Source organism: Sphaerisporangium perillae (assembly GCF_023276435.1).
In the GTDB taxonomy this organism is placed as follows: Bacteria; Actinomycetota; Actinomycetes; order Streptosporangiales; family Streptosporangiaceae; genus Sphaerisporangium; species Sphaerisporangium perillae.
This window is the reverse complement of record NZ_JALLPO010000024.1, coordinates 1-22078: the sequence shown is the minus strand read 5'-3', so window position 1 is coordinate 22078 and position 22078 is coordinate 1. Positions and strand designations below refer to the sequence as shown.

General features: G+C 70.0%; 23 protein-coding genes and 1 riboswitch. Of the genes, 17 read left to right on the top strand and 6 right to left on the bottom strand.

Features of this window, described 5'->3' with window-relative positions:
• Nucleotides 1-129: 129 nt before the first annotated feature.
• On the bottom strand, nt 130-3606 hold the full coding sequence (locus MYF83_RS23460; RefSeq protein ID WP_248962781.1) for an ATP-binding protein: 3477 nt from the start codon (nt 3604-3606) through the stop codon (nt 130-132).
• A gap of 116 nt (nt 3607-3722) precedes the next feature.
• Here MYF83_RS23460 and MYF83_RS23455 point away from each other — a divergent pair, with 116 nt between their 5' ends.
• From MYF83_RS23455 to MYF83_RS23445, 3 genes are all read left to right on the top strand, one after another.
• Nucleotides 3723-4442, top strand: coding sequence for a hemerythrin domain-containing protein (locus tag MYF83_RS23455; RefSeq protein WP_248962780.1), 720 nt, complete (start codon nt 3723-3725; stop codon nt 4440-4442).
• A gap of 34 nt (nt 4443-4476) precedes the next feature.
• The gene (locus MYF83_RS23450; protein WP_248962779.1) at nt 4477-4929 is read left to right on the top strand and encodes a nuclear transport factor 2 family protein; all 453 of its coding nucleotides are present in this window, start codon (nt 4477-4479) and stop codon (nt 4927-4929) included.
• A 230-nt stretch (nt 4930-5159) separates the two neighbouring features.
• Entirely contained in the window at nt 5160-5963 is an 804-nt protein-coding gene (locus tag MYF83_RS23445) for an SAM-dependent methyltransferase (protein WP_248962778.1), read from the top strand.
• Here the strand turns inward: MYF83_RS23445 and MYF83_RS23440 are convergent.
• The gene (locus MYF83_RS23440) at nt 5960-6412 is read right to left on the bottom strand and encodes a hypothetical protein (protein WP_248962777.1); all 453 of its coding nucleotides are present in this window, start codon (nt 6410-6412) and stop codon (nt 5960-5962) included. The two genes, MYF83_RS23445 and MYF83_RS23440, sit on opposite strands and share 4 nt — an antisense overlap.
• Before the next feature lie 91 nt (nt 6413-6503).
• On the opposite strand from MYF83_RS23440, the gene MYF83_RS23435 reads away from it, so the two are divergent.
• The 6 genes from MYF83_RS23435 to MYF83_RS23410 all read left to right on the top strand — a co-directional run bounded on the left by MYF83_RS23435 (nt 6504) and on the right by MYF83_RS23410 (nt 11628).
• A complete protein-coding gene (locus MYF83_RS23435) occupies nt 6504-7115 on the top strand; it encodes a TetR/AcrR family transcriptional regulator (RefSeq protein ID WP_248962776.1) in 612 nt (203 codons plus the stop codon).
• 197 nt (nt 7116-7312) lie between these two features.
• A complete protein-coding gene (locus tag MYF83_RS44400; protein ID WP_372500218.1) occupies nt 7313-7786 on the top strand; it encodes an ATP-binding protein in 474 nt (157 codons plus the stop codon).
• Nucleotides 7787-8012: 226 nt separating this feature from the next.
• Nucleotides 8013-9317 (top strand): sensor histidine kinase, encoded by a 1305-nt coding sequence (locus MYF83_RS23425; protein ID WP_248962775.1) that lies wholly within the window; start codon nt 8013-8015, stop codon nt 9315-9317.
• A 219-nt stretch (nt 9318-9536) separates the two neighbouring features.
• Nucleotides 9537-10127 carry an MFS transporter gene (locus MYF83_RS23420; protein ID WP_248962774.1) on the top strand — a complete coding sequence of 197 codons (591 nt, stop codon included), beginning with the start codon at nt 9537-9539 and terminating at the stop codon, nt 10125-10127.
• Between the two features lie 72 nt (nt 10128-10199).
• The gene (locus tag MYF83_RS23415; RefSeq protein WP_248962773.1) at nt 10200-10955 is read left to right on the top strand and encodes a YcnI family protein; all 756 of its coding nucleotides are present in this window, start codon (nt 10200-10202) and stop codon (nt 10953-10955) included.
• Nucleotides 10956-11037: 82 nt separating this feature from the next.
• The gene (locus MYF83_RS23410; protein ID WP_248962772.1) at nt 11038-11628 is read left to right on the top strand and encodes a copper resistance CopC family protein; all 591 of its coding nucleotides are present in this window, start codon (nt 11038-11040) and stop codon (nt 11626-11628) included.
• Nucleotides 11629-11699: 71 nt separating this feature from the next.
• Here MYF83_RS23410 and MYF83_RS23405 read toward each other — a convergent pair whose 3' ends face one another.
• Nucleotides 11700-12080 (bottom strand): hypothetical protein, encoded by a 381-nt coding sequence (locus MYF83_RS23405; protein WP_248962771.1) that lies wholly within the window; start codon nt 12078-12080, stop codon nt 11700-11702.
• Nucleotides 12081-12201: 121 nt separating this feature from the next.
• Here MYF83_RS23405 and MYF83_RS23400 point away from each other — a divergent pair, with 121 nt between their 5' ends.
• Nucleotides 12202-12507, top strand: a complete 306-nt coding sequence (locus MYF83_RS23400) for an alpha-L-rhamnosidase-related protein (RefSeq protein WP_248962897.1) — start codon at nt 12202-12204, stop codon at nt 12505-12507.
• Between the two features lie 140 nt (nt 12508-12647).
• Nucleotides 12648-12730, top strand: a riboswitch (ZMP/ZTP riboswitch).
• Nucleotides 12731-12744: 14 nt separating this feature from the next.
• Nucleotides 12745-13611 carry a bifunctional 5,10-methylenetetrahydrofolate dehydrogenase/5,10-methenyltetrahydrofolate cyclohydrolase gene (locus tag MYF83_RS23395; RefSeq protein ID WP_248962770.1) on the top strand — a complete coding sequence of 289 codons (867 nt, stop codon included), beginning with the start codon at nt 12745-12747 and terminating at the stop codon, nt 13609-13611.
• A 108-nt stretch (nt 13612-13719) separates the two neighbouring features.
• On the opposite strand, the gene MYF83_RS23390 is transcribed toward MYF83_RS23395, so the two are convergent.
• Nucleotides 13720-14943, bottom strand: a complete 1224-nt coding sequence (locus MYF83_RS23390; protein WP_248962769.1) for an MFS transporter — start codon at nt 14941-14943, stop codon at nt 13720-13722.
• A gap of 655 nt (nt 14944-15598) precedes the next feature.
• Between MYF83_RS23390 and MYF83_RS23385 the strand changes: the two genes are divergently transcribed.
• From MYF83_RS23385 to MYF83_RS23375, 3 genes are read left to right on the top strand one after another with little or no spacing between them, the layout of a single operon-like run.
• Entirely contained in the window at nt 15599-16420 is an 822-nt protein-coding gene (locus MYF83_RS23385) for an SDR family oxidoreductase (protein WP_248962768.1), read from the top strand.
• Nucleotides 16417-16788, top strand: a complete 372-nt coding sequence (locus tag MYF83_RS23380; RefSeq protein WP_248962767.1) for a pyridoxamine 5'-phosphate oxidase family protein — start codon at nt 16417-16419, stop codon at nt 16786-16788. The genes MYF83_RS23385 and MYF83_RS23380 overlap by 4 nt, the downstream gene beginning before the upstream one ends.
• Before the next feature lie 14 nt (nt 16789-16802).
• Nucleotides 16803-17651, top strand: coding sequence for a haloalkane dehalogenase (locus MYF83_RS23375; protein WP_248962766.1), 849 nt, complete (start codon nt 16803-16805; stop codon nt 17649-17651).
• Between the two features lie 92 nt (nt 17652-17743).
• On the opposite strand, the gene MYF83_RS23370 is transcribed toward MYF83_RS23375, so the two are convergent.
• Both MYF83_RS23370 and MYF83_RS23365 read right to left on the bottom strand, forming a co-directional pair.
• Nucleotides 17744-18298 (bottom strand): hypothetical protein, encoded by a 555-nt coding sequence (locus MYF83_RS23370; RefSeq protein ID WP_248962765.1) that lies wholly within the window; start codon nt 18296-18298, stop codon nt 17744-17746.
• Entirely contained in the window at nt 18295-18567 is a 273-nt protein-coding gene (locus MYF83_RS23365; RefSeq protein WP_248962764.1) for a helix-turn-helix transcriptional regulator, read from the bottom strand. Before MYF83_RS23365 ends, MYF83_RS23370 begins: the two co-directional genes overlap by 4 nt.
• 544 nt (nt 18568-19111) lie before the next feature.
• Here MYF83_RS23365 and MYF83_RS23360 point away from each other — a divergent pair.
• From MYF83_RS23360 to MYF83_RS23350, 3 genes are all read left to right on the top strand, one after another.
• Nucleotides 19112-19558 carry an SRPBCC domain-containing protein gene (locus MYF83_RS23360; protein WP_248962763.1) on the top strand — a complete coding sequence of 149 codons (447 nt, stop codon included), beginning with the start codon at nt 19112-19114 and terminating at the stop codon, nt 19556-19558.
• Complete coding sequence (locus MYF83_RS23355; RefSeq protein WP_248962762.1) at nt 19555-19908, top strand: ArsR/SmtB family transcription factor; 354 nt, start codon at nt 19555-19557, stop codon at nt 19906-19908. The genes MYF83_RS23360 and MYF83_RS23355 overlap by 4 nt, the downstream gene beginning before the upstream one ends.
• 192 nt (nt 19909-20100) lie before the next feature.
• Complete coding sequence (locus tag MYF83_RS23350; protein ID WP_248962761.1) at nt 20101-21543, top strand: MFS transporter; 1443 nt, start codon at nt 20101-20103, stop codon at nt 21541-21543.
• Nucleotides 21544-22078: the final 535 nt, after the last annotated feature.

Sequence of the window (22078 nt, the reverse complement as noted above, 5' to 3'; positions counted from 1 at the left end):
CGCGACCTCCCCACCGGCCCCTTTGCCTACTCACCTGCGCGCGTACCGCTGGATCGGCGCCGGGCACGTGCCGACGACCTCACCTCCCTGTTCGTTTCCGGCGGCGCCCCCGACAACCACGTGAAGGAGTCAGCTTCGGAGATGGGGCGGATCCGCCGCCGAATTGGAGCCGGCCAGAGCGGCCGCGCGGGCGGTGAGCGCGGCGGCCTTCTCCTGGTCGCCGGGACGGTCGCGTTGCCGCAGCGTGGTCGCCAGCTCGCGCGCACTCGCCGCGGCGAAGGGCCGGAGACCGGCCTCCTCGTTGCGGCGTAGTGCCGCGCTCAGGTGATCTGCGGCGCCGTCCAGATCACCGCAGGCCCGGGCGAGCAGACCGACGTGATGTCCGGCGAAGCCGCCGAAGGTGACCCCCGTGCCGCCGATCACCAGCCGGTCCGCGTAGGGCGCGAGATAGGTGAACAGGTCGCGCACAGCGTCCGGCGCCTCGAGCGCGGACCACAGTTCCGCTCGGATCGCCAGGTGGGTCAGCCACATGTAGTCCATCGGCACCTCCGGCTGCTGCCGCCACGGGCCGAGCACGGACCGCGCCTGCTCGGTGCGACCCGACCGCAGTAAAGCGAGTGCGTGCCAGTCGCGCAGCAGGGCCAGACCGGTGACGGCGGCGGTCTCGGCCAGCAGCGGCTCGATCGCCGGCAAAGTGCCTCGTGCCAGGTTCAGCGTCACCGTGAGCGTGATCGGGACCGTGGTGGTGCCCGCGAGCGTCGTGCCCGAGTGAAAGTCGTGTGCCCTGGCGATGGCCTGTTCCGCCTCGGTGAACCGGCCGCGGGCGATGGCCACGATCGCGTCGGCCCAGGTGAGCGCGACCAGAGCCGGGACGAGCGCGTGCATCTCGGCCAGTTCTCGCGCATGCCGGTAATCCCGCAGTCCCGCACCGATGTCGCCCTGCTCGATCTGGTCCCGTCCGCGGAACACCAGCGCCCGGGCAACCGCGGCGGGGTCGTCCGCGGACTCGGCCAGGCCGACCAGTTCGCGGGCCACGGAGAGCCGCTCGGTCAACAGTTGCGGTCGCTCGTAAGCGACGTGGCGGAGTTCGAGCACACGGGCCAGGTCTGCCCGGCTGCCGTGGGTCCGGGCGAGAGCCTCCGCCTCGGTCGACAGTGCCACGGCACGGTCGGCGGTGTCCGTGCCGTAGTAGATCTCGGCCGCGAGAGCGGCGAGCAACCTCGCCCGCGTCACCTCGTACCCTGGTGGAAGCTCCCGAAGCAACCGCTCGAACAGCGCGACGCCGGCGAAGTCCACCACCTGGTACTCGCGCCAGCTCCAGATCGCATCCGCGGCGGTCGTGACCGCCGCCCGCGCCGCCGCCACGACATCCCCGCCCGCGAGGGCCACCTCGGCCGCCTCACGGGTGGCCTCCCACGCCTGCCGCTCGTAGCCCGCGCGTTTGCGGGCGAGCGCCAGGCCGATGAGGACGTCATAGAGGTCGGCGGCCGTGGCGGTGCGGTCGCGCGACACGGCTGACAACGCGGCCTCCTGGAGGCGGGCGGCCTCGGCAGGAGCAGGCTGCCGCGCTGCGACCGCTGACGCCCGCGACGCGTAGGTCCAGGCCGCGCGAGCGTGCTCGGCTCCGGCCCGCCCGTAGTGATGGGCGAGTTCGGCGAAGCGTGCCTCGCGCACCCGGCCGGACCGCTCCTCGATCACCCCGGCGAGCGCCGCGTGCAGTTGACGGCGCCGGCTCGGTGACAGCCGGGCGTACACCGCCTCCCGGACCAGGGCATGGGTGAACCTGTGGCCGGCCCCCTCCTCCACGATCAATCCGGCCAGCAGGGCGGCCTCGGTGGCGGTCATCGCGGAGTCCGTGGTCAGCCCGGACGCCGCCTCTACGAGATCGACGTCGAACGTCGGCCCGCACGCCGCGGCCATCGACAGCAGCGGTTCGACGTCGTCGGGCAACTGGGAGATCCGCCGGCGTACGACGTCCCGAACCCCGTCCGGGACCCGCAGCGCGGCCGCGGCGCCCGGCTCGGTGAGACGCCGTTCGTCCGCCAGCAGCCGGACGAGCTCCCCGACGAAGAACGGGTTGCCGTTGGTGCGTTCCCGCAACGCCGCGGCGACCTCGTCGAGAATGTCGACGCCACAGCGGAGCCGGACATACGCGCGCACTCCTGCTTGGTCCAGCCCGCGTAGACCGACCCGGACGAGATCGGCGCGGGCAAGGTCTGCCAGTGCCTCGGCCAACTCGGGCGTGCGGTCGGCCTCGGCGTCGCGGCTGGTCAGAAGCAGCACGACGGGTAGGCCGGCCAGCATCGCGCCGAGTCGGCGAACCAGGCGCAGCGTGTCCCCGTCCGCCCAGTGCAGGTCGTCGAGCACGAGCAGGGTCGGACCGGCGTCACGTAGCAGGGCGGCCGTGGCCTCGGCGAGCCGGAAGGCCGTCGTGTCGGCGTCCGTCGCCGTCGCCGCGTCGGCGGGGCCATCCCGGTCGGGCAGCAGGGCGGCCAGAGCCGGGACCCGGGCCGGCGCGCCCGCGGTGTCCAGCAGTGGTCGCAGCGCCTCGGACCACGGCCACAGGGCCGGAGCGCCGGCGGCTTCCTCGCACCGTCCCCATCCGGTGCGCATGCCCATCGCGGCGGCGGTCGCGCTCAGCGCGCGTGCCAGACCGGTCTTGCCGATGCCGGGTTCACCGGTCACCAGCACCGCGGTTCCGCGACCGGCGGACGCGTCGACGAGGTGCCCGGTGAGGCGCGCAAGCCACTCGTCCCGACCGACCAGCCCAGCCTCCGCGGCGGGTGGCCTGACGACCACCGCGGCGCCGTATGCCGGCGCCTCGCCGGGAGCCGGTATGGGGTCCAGCGACGGTTCGTGCCGCAGCATCGCCGCTTCGAGCCGCCTCAGCTCCGGACCAGGATCGACACCGAGCTCATCCGCCAGGACCTCCTTGGCGCGGCGCAGCGCGTCGAGCGCGTCGCCCTGGCGTTGAGACCGGTAGAGGGCGACCGAGAGAAGTCCCCACGCCGTCTCTCGCAGCGGGTGCGCGGCGACCAGCTGCTCGATCTCCCCCACGAGCCGGGCGTGCACGCCGAGGGCCAGCTCGGCGCGGAAGCGATCCTCGGTCGCCAGCAGCCACAGCTCGGTCAGCCTGGCCGCCTCGGCGGTCAGCCCGGGAGCCACCGCGGCGACGTCCGCATACGGCTCGCCGCGCCAGAGCCCGGCGGCGGTCTGCAGGAGGGCTCTGGCGTGCGCGGGATCGGTCGCAAGGGCCCCGTGCGCCGCACTGACCAGCCGTTCGAACTCGGCGGAATCGACCGAGTCGGCCGCGAGGGCGTAGCCAGGCGGGCGCGTGATCAGGATTCGGGCCGGCGCCCGCGCCGGGCGGTCCGGTTCGAGTGCCCGTCTGAGGTTGGCGACGTAGACCTGCACAGAGGTCAGCACCTTCGGCGGCGGGTCGTCACCCCACAGTTCGTCTACGAGACGGGGGATCGAGACCACCCTGCCGCCGGCGGCCAGCAGCAGGCCGAGCAGCGCGCGCTGCTTGGGGCCGCCGAGTTGTACCGGGCCACCGCCGGCGTTGACGTCGAGCACCTCGACCGGTCCCAACACCTGATAGCGCACTCGGGCCACGCTAACCGGCGCGTCCCCGTTTGTCAGGGAGGTGCTTTTAAGTCGGACATGGATGGCTTCCAAGTACGCCGGCGCAGGCTGTGTCCGTCCGAGAGGAAGGAGAAGCCATGACCAGCCAGACCACCAACGGGCAGCGGCTGCACGGGCCGGGGCTCACCGACGTACGGATGATGCGGGTCGCGCACACCAGTTTTCGCCGCGAGCTGGGCCTGTCCCCGGCGGCGGTCCGCGGGGTCACCGAAGGGGACCGCCGCCGGGTGTCGATCGTCGCGGACCACGCGACCCTGTTCCTGTCTCTGCTGCATCACCACCACAGCATCGAAGACGAACTGCTGTGGGCGGTGCTGTCCGAGCGGGTTCCCACCGAGCTCGCTCCGCTGGTGCACCTGATGCAGAGCCAGCACGAGCGCGTGGCGGCGCTACTGGATCAGGCGCACGCCGGAATCGGCACCTGGCGGCGTACCGCGTCCACCTCGGACGGTGAGGCGCTGGCTGGGATCCTGTCCGACCTGTGCACGGCGCTGTTCGAGCACCTGCACGCCGAGGAGACCCACCTGCTGCCGCTCATGGCAAGGCACATCACGGCCGAGGAGTGGGAGGAGTTCACCGTGCGAGGAATGTCGGCGATTCCGAAACGGCAGATGTTCCTGGGCTTCGGGATGATGCTCTACGAGGGAGATCCCGAGGTGATCGGGATCGAGTTGCGGAAGCTTCCCCCGCCGCTGCGCCGCCTGCTGCCACCGCTGGGACGCCGGGCATTCCGGCGCTACGCCCGCCGGATCCACGGCACCCCCACACCGCCGCGCGGCATAGGAGCCGTCGCCTAGTTCAGGCCCATTCCCACCACCTGAGGAGTTCAGAATGACTTCCGACATCATCGTGGCCGCCGACCTCGGCGCCGCCCGCGCCCGGAACGAGGACGTGTGGCGCCGCTCCAGCGAACTGCTGTACGCCGGCGAGATCGACCAGTTCATCAGCCACTGGTGCGACGACGCCACCTATGAGGCCGCCCTGCCGGTGAGCGGCCTGCCCGCTGTCATCACCGGACGTGCGGCGCTGCACGCGGCGTTCACCGGCCTGGTCGCCGGCGCGCGAAGCATCGCAGTGCGTGACGTCCGGTTCCACCAGACGGACGACCCCGACGTCGCGATCATCGAGGAGCGCATGGTCGCCGAACTCGCCGACGGCGGTCGCTACGAGAACCGGCTCATCATCAGAGTGACCTTCCGAGGTGGCCTCATCGCCGAAATGCTGGAGTACTACGGACAGTTCGCGCACCAGGACCTGCTGCGCAAGCTCGGTTTCGCATCCTGATCGCGGATTCCGCCGACGACAGGACCCCGCCTGAAACCACAGCCACCGCGCCCCGTTGCCCCGACAGGCAGCGGGGCGCTCTCTTGCCACGATCGACAATTCGAGCCGGCGGAGCCGGCGCATCGGGCAGGAGATATGAGTTTTGATATTTACCTGAAAGCCGCATTCGGCGGACCTTTCCGACCATATGATCATCCGTATTGGGCCAGGAGTGACGGAAGGATCGTCCTGTGGGGGACAAGTCGGATGAGTGGAAGGCCAGCATCGACACGACGAGGCCGAGCATCGCTCGCGCCTACGACGTCGTCCTCAACGGCAAGGACAACTTCGAGGTCGACCGGGCCTTCGTCGCCGAGATCGTGAAGGTCGTCCCCGAGATCTACGACGTGGCGACCTACAACCGCGAGATCCTGGGCCGAGGAGTCCGGTTCATGTGCGGTGAGGGCATCACGCAGTTCATCGACCTCGGCTCCGGCCTGCCGACCCTGGAGAACACCCATCACGTCGCGCAGCGTGAGAACCCCGAGGCGCGGGTCGTCTACGTCGACAACGACCCGATGGTGCTGGCCCACGGCAGGGCGCTGCTGGCGGAGAACGACCGCACGGCCGTCCTCACCTCCGACCTTCGCGACCCGGCGGCGATCCTGGCCGACCCGGCCCTCCGCAAGCTCATCGACTTCGACCGGCCGGTGGGCGTGATGCTGGTCGGCATCCTGCACCATCTGCACGACGACGAGGACCCGAGAGGGATCATCGAGGGGTACATGGCGGCGGTGCCGCCGGGCAGCCACCTGTTCATCACCCACTTCTGCGACTCCAGTCAGGAAGCCCGCGACGCCGAGAAGAAGTACCTGGCGCTGCTCGGCACCGGCCGGTTCCGGACGCCAGAGGAGATCACCGCCTTCTTCGACGGCTTCGAACTGCTGGAGCCGGGCGTCGTGCCGCTGCCCCAGTGGCGGCCGGACGGGCCCGTGCCCAAGAACCTGACCGTCGGCCAGCGGCTCATGTACGGCGGGATCGCCCGCAAGCCTTAACCCCCGTGCCCGTCCGGGAGTACCTCGCGGATGGTGCTTCCCCGGCCCGGCTTGGGCGGGCGGCCCGGGCGCCGGTCCCACCGGGCGTCGAAGGCCACGATGTCGGCCCGGGCCCACAGCTTGCCCGCAGCCAGGACGTAGCGGGGCTCGGGGAAGTCGGGCCGCTCCGCGAGCTGGTGCACGCGGGTCCTGGAGACGCCGAGGATCTCGCCGGCCTCGACGGCGCCGACGAGGTCACGGCGGCCGGGGTCACGGCGGCCGGGGTCGCGGCGGGCGAGCTCGGCTAGGGCGGTCAAGAGCAGGTCGGCTGTGGGCCAGTCGCGGCGACCGTCCTTCCCCAGTTCGACGGCGAGCTCGGTCGCCTCGGCGGCGGTGTAGCCGAGGGCGACGGCGATCCGCTTGGCGGCGGCGAGGAGGTCGCGGTTGCGCGGGGCGTTCGTGGTCTCCATGACTCAAGCATCTCAATACCCTTGAAGGATCACAAGGTTTAATGCCATTCAACTTCCACGCGCGGCTCCTCGCGGGGCTATCGTTAGTGAGGTGGCTAACTCAACGAAGTCCCGGGCGCGGGGGACCGACAAACGGCGCCGACTGATGGCCGCCGCCGCCCAAGTCCTGCACCAGCAGGGCGTGGAGCGCACCACCATCGCCGACATCGCCGGCGCCGCCGGCGTTCCTGTCGGAAACGTGTACTACTACTTCAAGACCAAGGACGAGCTGGTCCAGGCCGCCCTGGCCGAGCATTCCGGGTACCTTGCCGAACTCACCGGCGAACTCGACAAGTTGCCCGATCCACTCGAACGCCTCAAGGCCCTGATCGGCGCGTGGGTCGGCCAGCGCGATGTCGCCGCCCGCTACGGCTGTCCCACCGGCACCCTGGCCGTCGAACTCGACAAACGCGCGGAGGGAGGCATGGACCTGGAAGCGGGCAAGGTCATCCGGTTGCTGCTGGACTGGGTGGAACGCCAGTTCCGCGAGCTGGGACTGCCCGACCCCGACGACCTCGCGATCGCGCTCGTCGGCGCCTACCAGGGCATGTCACTGCTGGCCAACGCCCTGCGCGACCCGGAGATCATGACCCGCGAGGGAAACCGCCTCACCCGCTGGCTCGACACTCTGCCCAACGACGGCACCAGGGGCTCGAACTCCTGAGTTCCCGTTCCTCACCGGTGCCCCGTCTCCCGAACGTGACCAGCGCCCCCTCAGCTGCTTCTCCCCTGGTTCGCCACATCAGGCCCTGAGCTCGTCAGCAGCGGGCGCCGGCGGGCCGGTGGCCGATACGGCTTACCCGGTCACCGGCCTCTCCCGCCAAGGTGGTCGACTGATGTTGTCATGCGTCCGCTGCGGCAATGGCCCATCAGAACTCGCCTCACGCTGTTCGCCGGCGTGGCGGCGGCTGTGCTGTGCACGCTGAGCGCCACGGTGCTCATGATCGCCATCCATGGGCTCGCCACCGAGTACCTCACCAACGAAGTGGCGGGCGCGAAAGCAACGCCGAACGGCATGCGGACACCAGGATCACCATCAAGGTGTCTCACCAGGACAGTGGGTGCGGCGGCGATCTGCGGTTCGCGGCCGGCATCGCGGTGCTGGAGGTGCTGGATGACGGCGCGGGAATCCCCTCTGACAAGCGCGAGACCGTCTTCCAGCGGTTCGTGCGCCTGCGCGAGAGCCGCGAGAGGGATCCCGGGGGCACCGGCCTGGGTCTGCCGATCGCCCGGCAGATCGCCGAGATGAGCGGCGGAGCCCTGACCATCGAGGACAGCCCGCGTGGCGCCCGGTTCGTGCTCCGGTTGCCCGCGGCGCCGGCCGGATCCTCATGAGCGGTGGGGCCGGGCCGATGAGCGGAAGGGCGAAGCGGCGGGCCTCCCCGAGATGTCACGCTTCTGTTTACCCGCCCCGCGACGGGAGTCGAGGAACATGAACGGTTCCTGAGTAGGGCTTTCCCTCGACCTCAGCCGCCGGTGGGGCTGCGGCGGCTAGCGTTGTGGTATGGGGTTGATGTCGTCAAGGCTGTACCCGCGGTCGATTCGAGGGCGTCTCACCCTGTTGACCATCTTGATCACGATGCTCGTCTTGATCCCCATGGCCACGCTCATGAGCGGGATGATCCAGCAAGTGATCACCGACGCGGCGTGGAACGAAACGCAGCAAGAGGCGATCGCGGTGGCGGCCGCCGTTCGTTCGGGCCACCTGTCTCCGGTCATCATGCCTGTCATACCCGGCGTCACCCTGGTGCAGGTCGTAGGACCGGACCGGCATGTCATCTCCGCGTCCCCGGCCGCCGAGAACAAGCCGCCGATGAGCACGGCCTGGCCGACCCCTCAGAATCCGTTGCAAAATCTGCAAACCTGCGCCAACCCCGAACCGGGCTGCCTTCGCCTCACCACGCTCCGGGTCGAATCCAGACTGGACTCCCCGGTCGTCTACGCCGCCCGCCGCAGTTCCCCCATCATGTCCACCGACTCCATCGACGGCATCGTCGCCGCGCAGTCCGCCATATTGATGATCTTCGTCGGCTGGATCACGTGGCGGGTCACCGGGCGCGTACTGCGACCCGTGGACACCATCCGGTCCGAGCTTGCCGAGATCACCTTCCGCAACCTGAGCCATCGGATCGCCGAGCCGCAGGGGGACGATGAGATCGCCCAGCTGATCCGCACTCTCAACCAGTCACTGGACCGGCTGGAACGGGCCATGCACGACCAAAAGCGGTTCGTCGCCGACGCCTCCCACGAACTGCGCACGCCGCTGGCCGGACTGCGCGTCAAGCTGGAGGAGGCCCAGATGCACCCCCGCGACATCGAAGCGGAAGGGCTGCTCGACCGCACCCTCAGCGATGTCGATCGGCTTGAGGCGATCATGGCCGACCTGCTCCTGCTGACCGGCCTCGAATCCAACGCCGCCTTCGTGCATGAGCGGGTGGATCTGGCCGGCCTGGCCCGTGCCGAGCTGAACCGGCGCGCCGAGTGTGTTCCCTCCATCCGGTCACACCTGGGGGACGGCGTCACCGTGGACGGCGTGCCCAGCCAGCTCAGCCGGGTGCTCATCAACCTGCTGGACAACGCACAACGCCACGCCAAGCACACGGTCGATATCGAGGTGTGCCGCGACGGGAATGAGGCGCTCTTGACGGTCTCCGACGACGGAGCCGGAATCGCCGAGGCCGATCGCACTCGGATCTTCGAGAGGTTCACCCGCCTGGATTCGGCCCGCAGCCGTGACCGAGGCGGCACCGGCTTGGGATTGGCGATCGCCAACGAGGTGGTGCAGGCCCACTCGGGGATTGTTCGCGTCGGGGACTCCCCCACCGGTGGCGCACGCTTCGAAGTTCGACTCCCCCTCCATCGCTAGTTCGCGCAGGTCGCGACATGTGCGTGCCGAGCCCTCGCCGGCGCCTGGTGAGCGTGAAGGCCACGGCTCCCGTTGAGAGGATCGCCGCCGCGATGACCTCCGGCCGCACAAGGGCGCCCCCCGCCAGGACGTGCATGCCCAGCGACACCGTCGGATCGCTGGAGGTGTCGCGCGTATTGGAACCGAATGTCGGCGGCTTGTGAGACGATTCGTGGCGTCATGCAGGCCAATCTGCCGTTGAGGCTCGCGCGGTCGGCGGTCTTCACCGTCGTGTGCTTGACGCTTGCCTCGGTGGCCCACTGGTTCGCGGGCGGGGCCGCCCCCGCCCCGCAGCTCCTGCTGTCCGGTGGGCTGGTCGTGATGACGATCACGGTGGCGCTGGCCGGGCGGGAACGATCGCCGGCCACGGTGACCGGGCTTCTGCTCGCCGCCCAGGCCTTCCTGCATCAGCTGCTCGGCCCGGCCGGCACGCCCGGCCTCCCAACTCATGGGCCTGGCCTGGCCGACCTGCCGCGGGGGCACGGCCTGAGCGTGAGCGTGGGCATGCTGACCGCCCACCTCACCGCGGCGCTGCTGACCGGCTGGTGGTTGTCCCGGGGCGAGGCGGCGCTGTGGTCGGTCGTGCGCGGGATCGGCACGTATGTGCTGCACCGCCTGGCAGTGCTCTGCGCCCTGCTCCGGCGCGACATGACCCCCCGGACGGTCCCCGTACTGTTCCGGCTGGCCCAGGCCGCCATCCTCCCCGTTCACAATCGCCTGTTACAGCACGCGGTCCTCAGGCGCGGCCCTCCGACTCTGCCTGTCTTCTGATTCCTCGCGCGCCGGTACGCCCTCGTACGGCTCGCGCTCTTCGGCATTCATGCAGACAATCGGAGAATCCCCATGGCACTGACCGCCATCTGCCGCCGCGCTGTCACCGTCACCGCCGGTGCGCTCGCCCTCACCCTCGGCCTTGCCCTGCCCGCGCTCGCCCACGTCACGATCAACCCCGGCACCGCCGAGAAGGGCGGCTGGACCAAGATCGGGTTCCGGGTGCCCAACGAGCGGGACAAGGAGTCGACCACCAAGCTGGAAGTCCAGTTCCCCACCGATCACCCCCTCCCGTTCGTGTCGGTCCGCCCGGTCCCGGGCTGGGACGTGAAGCTGACCCAGGGCAAGCTGCCCAAGCCGGTCGTCTCCGACGACGGCGACAAGGTCACCGAATCCGTACTGAAGATCACCTGGACGGGCGGGAAGATCCAGCCCGGCCAGTTCCAGGAGTTCGAGGTCTCCGTGGGCCCGCTGCCCAAGAACGTGGACCAGCTGGTGTTCCCGACCGTCCAGACCTACTCGGGCGGCGAGGTCGTCAAGTGGACCGACGCCCCGAAGGCCGACGGGTCCGAGCCCGAGCGCCCGGCGCCGGTCCTGAAGCTGGTGGCCGCGACGCAGGACGCGGGTGACGGTCACGCCGACACCGCGAGCGCCTCGCCGTCGGCCACCTCGCCGGCCGCCCCCTCGGTGACTCCCGTGAAGGAGGCCGCACCGGTCGCGGCCGGCGGATCCGACGGCACCGCCAGAGTGCTGGGCGCGCTGGGCATCGTGGTCGGCCTCCTCGGGGCCGGCATCGGGGTGGCCGGAATGCGGCGCTCCCGCGGCTGACGGTTCCAGCAGGCGAAAGAGGGTCACGCGCCCGAAGGTCCGCGCGCGTGACCCTTACGCCCCACTATCTCGGGAGTCCTCAGTGAGATCGCCCGCCATCCGAATACTGCTGCTCCTCATCCTCCCCGCTGTACTGCTGACCCTGCTGGCCCCGCCCGCCCTGGCGCATGACAGCCTGAAAAGCAGTTCCCCGGCCAAAGGCTCCGTCGTCACCGGCCTCGACCAGATCGAGTTGGAGTTCAGCGCGCACGTCAGCTTCCCCGTGGTGATCCTGCACGACGCCGCCGGACGGCGCTTCGAATCCGGCAGCCCGCGTACCGACGGGCCGAAGGTCTTCGAGAACGTCGCCGGCCCGCTCCCCCCGGGGAGCTATGTCATCGCCTGGCGCATCGTGTCCTCCGACGGCCACCCCGTGGAAGGGGAGATCCCGTTCACCGTGGCCTCACCCGGATCAGACGGCGCCGCCCAGCCCTCCGCCGCTGGGACGACCGGCGCCGCCCCGAAACCCTCGGCCAAGAGCATCCCCGCGACCACCGCATCGACGTCAGGCATCCCCGTATGGGTATGGGGCCTCCTGGGCCTTCTGGCGATCGTCGGGACGGCCGCGGTCATCGGCATGCGCAAGACCCCCCAGGACGCGCCCCAACCCGGCGCCGAGCCAGAGCGAAACTGACAGCTCCGTTCCTCTGCCACATCCAGCGCGCCATCGAGATCACCGACGCCTCGCCGTACGGCGAGATATGACTAGGCGTCTGATAGCAGGTCCAGAATGGCTCGTCCTGCCGCCTTGTCACGATCACCCTCCGGTACCGCCTTCGGCGTGGCGCGGATGCCCGCCGCGATGGTGGCCACCGCGGCCTTGACGACCGCGTCCGTGACGTCGCCTCGCTCGTAGTCGAGGGGGTCGCGGGTGAAGGCGATGGCGGCGGCGGCCAGCAGGGTGCGGACGGTCGTGGTCTGGACAGCGTAGCCGCGGAGGAGGCGTTCCGCGGTGCGGTCGGCGACGTCCTGCTGGGAGGCGAAGTCGATCACCTGGGAAAGGGGGACGCCACCGAACTCCGGGTAGGGTCCGGCCACCAGCGCGGCGGCCACCGGCCCCACGTCCTGGTCGTAGGGCTCGGTCACGGGAAGCCTGCCGTCACGGGGGTGGCCGGGCAGCCCCGTCGCGCGCAGGGTCTCGGAACCCGAGCAGGACCAGCACGGCGGCGAACACGATGATCAGGCCGATGGCCAGCCGCGGTTGACCGTGCACGGCTACCGCTACGTCGAGCTGACCGGCTTCCCCGGCACGCCCACCACCGCCGGCCTCACCGGCCTCGCCGCGTGGACCGACGGCGCGGAGACCGGCACGTTCACCTCGTCCAGCACGCTGGTCAACCAGCTCCAGCACAACATCCTGTGGGGCGCGCGCTCCAACATGCTCTCGGTGCCCACCGACTGCCCCCAGCGTGACGAGCGGCACGGCTGGACCGGGACATCGGCATCTTCGCCGCCACCTCCACGTTCAACTTCGACGTCCACGGGCTCCTCGACAAGTTCGCCGACGACCTGACCGACGCCCAGTACTGGGTGCCGCCAGCTACCACCTCGGCGCCGGCACCTACACCTTCACCACCCCCGCCTAACTCCCCCACCCGCGTGACCCGGCCCCACCCTGGCCGGCTCACGCGGCCTTCTAGGCGCCGGGCATCCTAGAGAGAGCGCGACTGGCGGCAAGAGGATGGAATCGACCATCGGGGAGCTCGTCGTGGAAGCCGACCGCCTGGGCGACCACTGCTCGAGGAGACGTATGTCCAGCACACGCATGCTGCCCGGCGGCCCGGTCGCCGAGAGCGTACTCAACGACGTAGCCGCCCGCGCCGCCGTACTCACCGAAAAGGGCGTCACCCCGTCTCTGGCCACGATCCTCGTCGGCGACGATGACGCCAGCACCGGATATATCCGTATCAAGCAGCGTCAGGCCGCCGAGCTCGGCTTCGATTCGCCGCACACGCACCTGCCCGCCGGCGCCAGCCAGGCCGACCTGCACGCCGCCATCGCCGCCTACAACGACGACCCGGCGGTGCATGGGCTGCTGGTGCAGTACCCGGTGCCGGGGCACCTGGACTACGACGCCGCGCTGCAGGCCATGGACCCGGACAAGGACGTCGACGGCATGCACCCGCTCAACATGGGCCGCCTGGCCCTCGGCATGCCCGGCCCTCTGCCGTGCACGCCGGCGGGCATCGAGGCCCTGCTCGCGTACTACGACATTCCGGTGTCCGGGCGTGAGGTCGTCATCCTGGGCCGCGGCGCCACCCTCGGAAGGCCCCTCGCCATGCTGCTCAGCCAGAAGCGCCCGACCGCCAACGCCGCCGTCACCGTGGTCCACACCGGTGTGCCCGACTGGGCGCGCTACACCCAGCGAGCCGACATCCTCATAGCCGCGGCGGGCGTGCCCGGCATCATCCAGCCCGGGCACGTCAAGCCCGGCGCGGTCGTGGTCGGCGGCGGCGTCCGCTACGAGGGCCGCCGCCTGCTCCCGGATGTGGACGAGTCGGTCGAGAGCGTGGCGGGCGCGATCACACCGCGCGTGGGCGGCGTGGGCCCCACCACGGTCGCGATGCTGTTCCGCAACGCCATCACGGCGGCGGAACGTGCGGTGGCCGTCGCCTAACCACGGCGTCGTCGAGACCGGCGGCCTGCAGTCCGCCGGTTCCGGCGTGTGTTGAGAGGCGCGGAGCTGACCCGAGTGGCCGCGACCGGTGAATTGGATGGCAGGGATTCAGTCGGCGCTCGGCAGGGGCCGGCCTGCTCGTCCGCTGACCAGCAGCAACGAGCCGACGGCGGCGAGCATCCCGACGGCGATGACCAGAACGAGAGCCTGGAAGCCGAACCCGCCGGCCACCAGACCGAACAGCGGGGGGCCGAGCAGCGATCCGAGGCTGCCCGCCTGGGCGACCACGCCGTTGCCGACGTCAGCGTGGTCGAGGCGCTCCAGCACCAGAGGGAGGGCGGCGAAGACGAGGGCCCCCAGGAATCCGTTCCCCAAAGAGATGACCCCCGCGCCGGCCAGCGCCGCGGCCAGTGAGCCGTCGCCGCCGTACGTGAGCCAGGCGGCCGGCACGACGAGGAGTCCGAACAGCGCCAAGACGCCGACCGGCGTTCCCCGGCGGAGCAGAACTCCCACGGCCAGCCCGCCGACCACGCCGAGCAGCGAGATCACCGAGGTCATGGTGCCTGCGGCGGCGGCCGAACGTCCGTGCTGCTCGATGAGGAGCGTGGGCAGGAGCACGATCACCGGAATGGTCACCAACGCGGTCAGGCAGAAGGACGCGGCGAGCACCGCCGGCCACGTCAGCGCCCTCGCCCGGGGAACGGGCCCGGCCGCCGGCCGCCGCCCGGACCTGCGCGGCAGCCGCACCCAGACGGCCAGCGCCATCACGAACGTCAGGCCGGCGATCAGCCCGATCCAGCCGCGCCAGCCCAGAACGGAGCCGACCGTGCCTCCAGCCAGCGTGCTCGCCCCGATGCCCACCGGGACGAACGTGGCCCAGATCGACAAGGCCGCGCCGCGGTCCCGCTCGTGGGCGAGGCGGAGGATCAGCGCCGGACAGGAGATGGTGACCAGAAGGTATCCGATGCCTTCGAGGCCCCGGACGGCCAGCAACCAGGCGAAGTCGCCCGCTGTCACAGTCGCCGCGCTCGCCGCCGCGATCAGGGCCAGGCCGACGGCCAGTGATCTCTCCGCGCCGAAGCGGCGGACCAGGTACCCGGCGGGCAGGCCGGCGACCGCTCCCACGCCGACGACCGCCGAGATCACCCAGCCCAGTTGCGACAGCGACAACCCGAACTGAGCCGCCACCACCGGCCCGATCGAGGCGAACTTGCCGAAGCTCATCGCCGCGACGACCCCGCCGAGGTAGATGATGAAGATCGTCACCCACTGCGAGCGCTGCCGGAACTCCTCGCCCGGCTCCGATGTGTTCAACGTTGGCCGGGGGTTCATGAACTCTCCTTCGCACGATGTCGCGACGGCCGGGCGGGTTGACCGGACACGCGTTTCCGACTACGAGAAGCGGTCGACGCCTCGAGGCGCCGGGTGCCTGCCACTCAATCAGCGCCGGCGCACCGTGCCGGGCACTCCCAGATTCGATCATCGCCGCGCCGGCGGCGCCGTTCAACCTGGTTCGCCCATGTCGGGTCGGTTGTCGGAGGAGATGCGGCAGATGCTGGCCGGAACGCCCAGGGCCTGAGGCCGGCCTGTCTCAGGGGATGAGGGCGACTTTGCCATGCTGGGCTGCGGCCGTCTCCGTGGCCCAGTGATGAGCGAAGGCGTCAGATCCTGCCCGCAGTTCCTGCACGCTCGGTGCCGGGACGAGCGTGGGTACTGCTGGTCCTAGTGACGGGCACGGCAATGGTTGGCGGTGGCGGGAGCGGCGAAGGTGTTGATTCGCCCCAGGAGGGCGCCCATCGGAACCAGTGAAGTGGCTTCCCATGCAGCAACACCATCGTGATGACAGGCGCGAGCCGCGGGATCGGCCGTGCGTCGCCCGCGGGTCCTGTCCTCGAATTCTGTGAGTTAGTCACCCAACTAACTATAGCGGCGAGATGTGCTACGGTTCTTATCAGTCAGCCAACTAACTCACTGGTAGGAGATCACCATGTTCGTCATCACGGGTGCCACGGGCAACGTCGGCCGGACCCTGGTTCGGCTGCTCGCCGGGGCGGGCGAGCGGGTGACCGCCGTCGCCCGCCGCATCACCGAGGCCGACGTCCCGGCGGGCGTGCGCGTGGTCGCCGCCGATCTGGGCGACGCCGAGAGCCTGCGCCCGGCCCTGGAGGGTGCGGAGGCGGTGTTCCTCCTGGTCGCCGGGGAGGATCCGCAGGGGATCGTGGGAGCCGCCAAGGTGGCGGGCGTCCGCAGGCTCGTCCTGCTGTCCAGCCAGGGCGCCGGGACCCGGCCGCAGGCCTACCGGCACGCCGGCCAGTTCGAGGCGGCCGTGCGCGAGTCGGGCCTGGAGTGGACCGTCCTGCGCTCCGGCGGCCTGGCCACCAACACCTATGCCTGGGCCGAGCCCATCCGCCTGCACCGCACCGCCGCCGCCCCATTCGGCGACGTCGGCCTGCCCTTCGTCGACCCCGACGACGTCGCCGCCGTCGGCGTCGCCGTCCTGCGCGAGGACGGGCACCACGGCGCCACCTACACCCTGACCGGACCTGCGGCGACCACCCCACGTGCGCGCGCGGCAGCGATCGCCGAGGCGCTCGGGGAGCCCGTCCGCTACGTCGAGCAAACCCGGCAGGAGGCCCACGCGCAGATGGCACAGTTCATGCCGCTGCCCGTGGTCGAGGGAACTTTGGCCATCCTGGGCGAGCCCACCCCCGAGGAGCAGCGCGTCAGCTCCGACGTGGAGCGAGTCCTGGGCCGCGCCCCGCACGCCTTCGGCGAGTGGGCCGCACGCAACATCGCAGCCTTCCGGTGAGCACGGCCTTCCTGTCCGAGCCGCGCGTGGCCAGCCTGACCACTCTGCGGCCGGATTGCTCGCCGCACGTCGTGGCCGTCCGCTTCACCTGGGACGGCCGGGCGTCCCTGGCCCGCGTCCTGACCGTCGCCGCCTCGCGCAAGGCACGCAACCTGATCGCCTGCCCGGGCAGCCGTGCCGCGCTCTGCCAGGTGGACGGCTTCCGCTGGGCCACGCTCGAAGGCGCCGCCACCCTCTCCGACGACCCCCACCGCGTCGCCGAAGCCGTCCGCCGTTACACCGCGCGGTACGGCACGCCACCGCCCGATCCGCCCGGCCGGGTCGTGATCGAGATCGCGGTGGACCGCGTGACCACCCTCAACCTCTGAAACGGAGCTATGCCATGCCTGTCCAGCAGATCCTCGACTCCACGATGTTCTACCGCGACCTCGGCGCCGGATCACCGATGGTCTTCCTCCACGGCAACCCGACCTCCTCCCATCTGTGGCGGCACATCCTGCCCGCGATCGGCTCGGGCCGCCGCCTGGCCCCGGACCTGATCGGCATGGGGCAGTCAGGCAAACCCGCCATCGACTACACCTTCGCCGATCATTCGCGTTACCTGGATGCCTGGTTCGATGCCCTGGAACTGGACGAGGTGATCCTCGTCGGCCATGACTGGGGCGGTGCGCTCGCCTTCGACTGGGCCGCGCGACACCCGGAGCGGGTGCGCGGGATCGCCTTCACCGAGACCATCATCAAGCCGATGTCCTGGGAGGAGTTCCCCGAAGGCGGTCGCGAACTGTTCCGGGCGATCAAGACTCCAGGCGTCGGGGAGACCATGATCCTCGACGACGACGCCTTCCTGCGGGGCCTGCCAGGCACCGTCGCCACGCCGATGGCCGAGGAGGACATGGCGGTCTACACCCGGCCGTACCCGACCAGGGAGAGCCGCCTGCCGCTGCTGAGGTGGGCACGCTCCATGCCGCTCGGCGGCGAGCCCGCCGACGTCGTGGCCAGGGTCGCGGCGTACGACCGGTGGATGGCCGGCAGCGTCGCGGTGCCCAAGCTGCTGATCACCTTCCGGCCGGGCCCCGGCACAATGATGACCCCCGACATGATCGCCTGGTGCGCCGAGCACATGGCCGGCCTGGAACTAGCGCGGCACGACGGCGTCGCCGGCCACCACACTCCGGAGGACCAGCCCGAGGCGATCACGGCGGCCGTCGAGCGCTGGGCGGCCAAGCTCTGAGGCGACCTCACGCGCGCGTGGGCACCACCATGAGGATCAGGATCACCTGCCAGGTCAGCGACCACGTCGCTGATCGCGGCGATCCTGCCGCCTCAGTCCTCGGCGTCGTCGAGGTCGCGCCACCGCCACGCGGCGACGGCCGATGGCAGCACGAAAGCGGTCAGCAGCGCCCCGAGGACCAGCGGCTGCCAATCCAGGTTCCAGCGGGAATCGGCGATGGCCGCGAACGTCAGCAGGATCAGCAGGCAGACCTGGAGCACGTACGCCATGCGGATCGCCTCGGCGCGTTCCTCCAGTTCCCGCTCGTCCAGGGCCGTGTCGGGCGCTTCGGCCAGCAGCTTGGTCCCCCGGCGCAGCAGCAACCACGCCATCAGGAAGCCCACCACGCCTGCCAGGGCGAACAGGGCGGAAGACGGCGACTCCCGGGGCGTCAGTGCGGCCACCGCGCCGCACACGACGGGGGTGCCCGCCAGCACGGCCAGCGATCGGCGAACCGCCCGGCGCGCGAGCCACCGTGGTACAGGACGCGCCCTCCGCTCGGCGACGATCGCCTCACGGTAGGAACGGAAGCCCTCGCGGCGCTCCTCCGGCGTCGCCCCCTTCAGCTCCTCGAACAACGCCCGGCGACGGTCTGCGGCACTGCTCATGATGTCTCTCCCGATCGGTTTGAGGTGTAGAGCTGGTGCGACATCGGCTCGAAGGGACGGCGGGAGAAGACGGCTTCGACCGGCAGCGCGAAGAACTCGCAGATCTTCAGGGCGACGTCGAGAGAGGGGCCATAGTCGCCCCGCTCCAAAAACCCGATGGTCTGCGGATTCACCCCGACCGCCGCCGCCAGATCGGCCCGCGACACCCCACGCTCGGCCCGCAACACAGCAAGCCGGTTGAACAGAGTGGACTTCGCCTTACCTTTCACACACGAAGCATTGCGTATTCACAACGTTCTGACAAGACCAGAAACGGCAGACCGCCCGTTTCCACAGGCGCGGCGGTGGCTCAGGGTCATCTTCTCCGATCGGTCTCTCCGCCGCCCGCCAGTGCCCGGCGAGGAGCGCTGCGGCCGTGATCGACGGCAGTCTCTTTGACATCGGGGCCCCTGTGGCTCACGGCCGGCATACGTGGGCGAATGGATCCCCGAGCCGCTGCCCGAGCGAACAGAGTGGATCAACGGGCGGCCGGGCGGCACCACGGCCGACCGGCCAGCCGGGTCACTCTCGACGAGTCGGTCAACATGGGACCGTGCCCGAGGGCACCGGTTGACCGCGTGGACGGCCGGCAGGCAGGCCGGATAGCTCCCATAATGCGCATGATGACGCTCGATGTCGTTGATGAGTCCCCCGCTGTTGGCGATCATCCGCTTCCTCGAACTCGGCTGCGGACGCAACTCTAGGGTTGCACCTGGAAGGACCGATGTGCAATCCTACGGTTGCACATCCAAGGCGGCATTGAAGGAGTCCCTCATGAGTGAGGATCGGATCGAACGCGAAACTCTGATCGCGGCATCCCTGGAGCGGGTCTGGTCGCTGGTGGCCGAACCCGGGTTCTGGGTGGCCGACCAGGCGAGCGTGTCCGGCACCGTGGCCAAAGAAGGCGAGACGATGGTGGCGAAGAACGCCGAGTACGGCGACTTCCCGGTGCGGGTGGAGAAGGTCAAGCCGCCGACGTACCTGGCATACCGCTGGGCCAGCGCGTTCCCTGGTGAAGAGCTGCGCGAGGACAACAGCACCCTCGTGGAGTTCACGTTGACCCCGGAAGGCGACAAGACGCGACTGCGCGTCGTCGAGAGCGGGTTCGCGGCGCTGGCCGGGACCGAGGAACTGCGCAGCCAGGCGGTGAAGGACAACACCGGCGGCTGGCCCCAGGTCTTCGACGCGCTCAAGACGCGCGCCGAACAGTCATCGGTGTGACCGACGAACGTCGCGGCGACGTCGCGTCGGTCGACAGCGTCCTGGTCGCGCTGGCCGACCCGACGCGACGTCAGCTGCTTGATCTGCTCGCCGCACAGGGCGAGGCCACCGCGACGACGCTCGCCGAACGACTTCCCGTCACGCGGCAGGCCGTGGTCAAGCACCTCGCCGTCTTGGACGCCGCCGGGCTGGTTTCCGGCAGCCGGGTCGGACGCGAAGTGCGGTACGCGGTGCGGCCCGCCGCGCTGGACACGACGGCGCGGTGGATGGCCGCGCTCGCCGACGACTGGGATCGGCGGTTGGCGAACATCAAACGCATCGCTGAGGCAGCGGAGCGGGATTCGCCCTAGCTCGCCGCTTTCCCTCGTCAGCCCTGTCGTCCCGCTCCATTGGAGCGTTCCCCGCGTCGGCTCGCTCCATCGGACGGCGCGGGGTCGCGGCTCCCCCTAATCGCCATGCGTTGAGCCTGCCATGCCACATTGCCGTACGGCTCAGCCGTACTGCCTGCTGATCTTTGGTTTCTTGAAGAAGGGAACCGTCTCGTGACCACATCACCTCCCCCAATCACCGGCAGGCAGCGGTTGATCCTGCTCGTTCTGCTCGGCGCCGGGTTCATGATGTCCGTCGACTTCTCGATCCTGAACGTCGCTCTGCCTCAGGTCGGCGCGGGCGTCGGGATGGGATTGACCGGGCTGCCCTGGATTACCTCTGCATACGCCCTGCCCGCGGCCGGCTTCACCCTGCTGTTCGGCCGGCTGGCGGACCTGTTCGGTCGCCGCAGGCTGTTCCTGTCCGGCATGGTCCTGCTTACCGGGGCCTCGTTACTCGGCGGCTTCGCAGCCGACCCCGAAATGCTCCTGACCGCCCGAGTGCTGCAGGGCTTCGCCACCGCGATGGCGATCCCCGCGTCGTTGTCGCTGCTCACCACCACCTTCGCGGAAGGCCCAACGCGAGACCGCATCCTCGGCCTCAACGGCGCGCTGCTTTCCGCCGGCTTCACCATCGGCGCGCTGGTCGGTGGCACCCTGGTCAGCCTGCTGAGCTGGCAGGCCGCGTTCTTCATCAACGTCCCGGTCGCCCTGGTCATCCTGCTGCTCACCCCCTTCCTGATCAGCGAGAGCAGCCTGCCCGACCGGGTGAAGCTTGACCTGCCTGGAGCGGTGACCGTGACCGGCGGTCTGCTGGCCGTGATCTACGCGGTCATCGAGAAGAACATCCCCTCGGCCGTCATCGGCGTGCTGCTGCTGGCCGCGTTCTGGATGATCGAGCTGCGTTCGCCCGCGCCGCTCGCCCCGGTACTCATCCTCAAGCGGCCCACGGTGAAGTGGGGTAACTACGCGGGGCTCGTGGTCTTCACCATGGAGACCGCCATGATCTTCCTGACGACGCTCTACCTACAGAAGGTCCTGGGCTTCTCCCCGCTGACCACCGGCCTGATCTTCGGCGTTCCGGGCCTGGCGGCCGTGGCCGCCGGGGTGATCGCCGGCCGCTTCATCGGGCGCTTCGGCAGCCGCATGGTCCTGGCCGTGGGCCTGGCCGTGCAGGGCCTGGCGACCCTCCCACTGGTGTTCCTCGGCACCGGCCGAATGGCGCTCGTGGTCCTGATCCCCGCGCTGTTCATCGGATTCTTCGGGCACGTCACCTCCATTGTGGCGTACGCGGTGACCGCGACTTCGGGCCTGCCGAACGAGGAGCAGGGCCTGGCCACGGGCCTGACCTCGATGACCCAGCAAGTGGCCATCACCGTCGGCATCCCGATCCTGAGCTCCGTCGCCGCGACGCAGAGCCTGGAGCTGACCGGCATCCACCTCGCGCTGAGCGTGAACGTGGCCGTGACGCTCCTCAGCGTGGTCCTCATCTGGTTCGGTCTACGCCCGCGCGGCGGGCGCCGCACGGCAGCGGCAGCCGTACCGGTATGGAAGGAAGCCGAGAAGGAACTGGCCGCGTCTGCGGGGCGGAGGCGACCGCGTGCGCAGGATTGGTGATGATCCCTCCGATCGACAGTGCCGCGGCGAGGAGGATCGTCTTCGTGGACCCGCGCATTCAGCCATCCCTTCTCAACCGTCTCCCGTTGATCATTCTGCCGAAGGATCCGACATCAAATGACGAAATGGTCAAATGAGTAGGCCTTCCTCACCCCGTCATGTTCCTGGACTCCGCGCGCACCGCTGGGCAGGACGCGTGAGCGCCCGCACGCCCGGCTGCGACTGGCACAAGAGTTGACGAGTCCACCCGCCTGTGGGATGCTGAAGGCGGCACCGAGGTTGACACTACAGTAAGTGTAGACATACGTTTGCAATTTGCGTTATGCTGCTCCTCGCGCTGCCTCTCGACGCCCCGGATTCCGCTGGGGCGTTTGGCGTGCGCGCAGTTCGATTCCATCCGTGCCCTTCCGGAAGGACATCTGTTGGCAGCCTCGCGCAACGCCTTCGCCGTACCCGCTGGTCCCCGCCGCGTATCTTTCGCGCGCATTCAGGAGCCGCTCGAAGTTCCCGATCTTCTCGCTCTGCAGACCGAGTC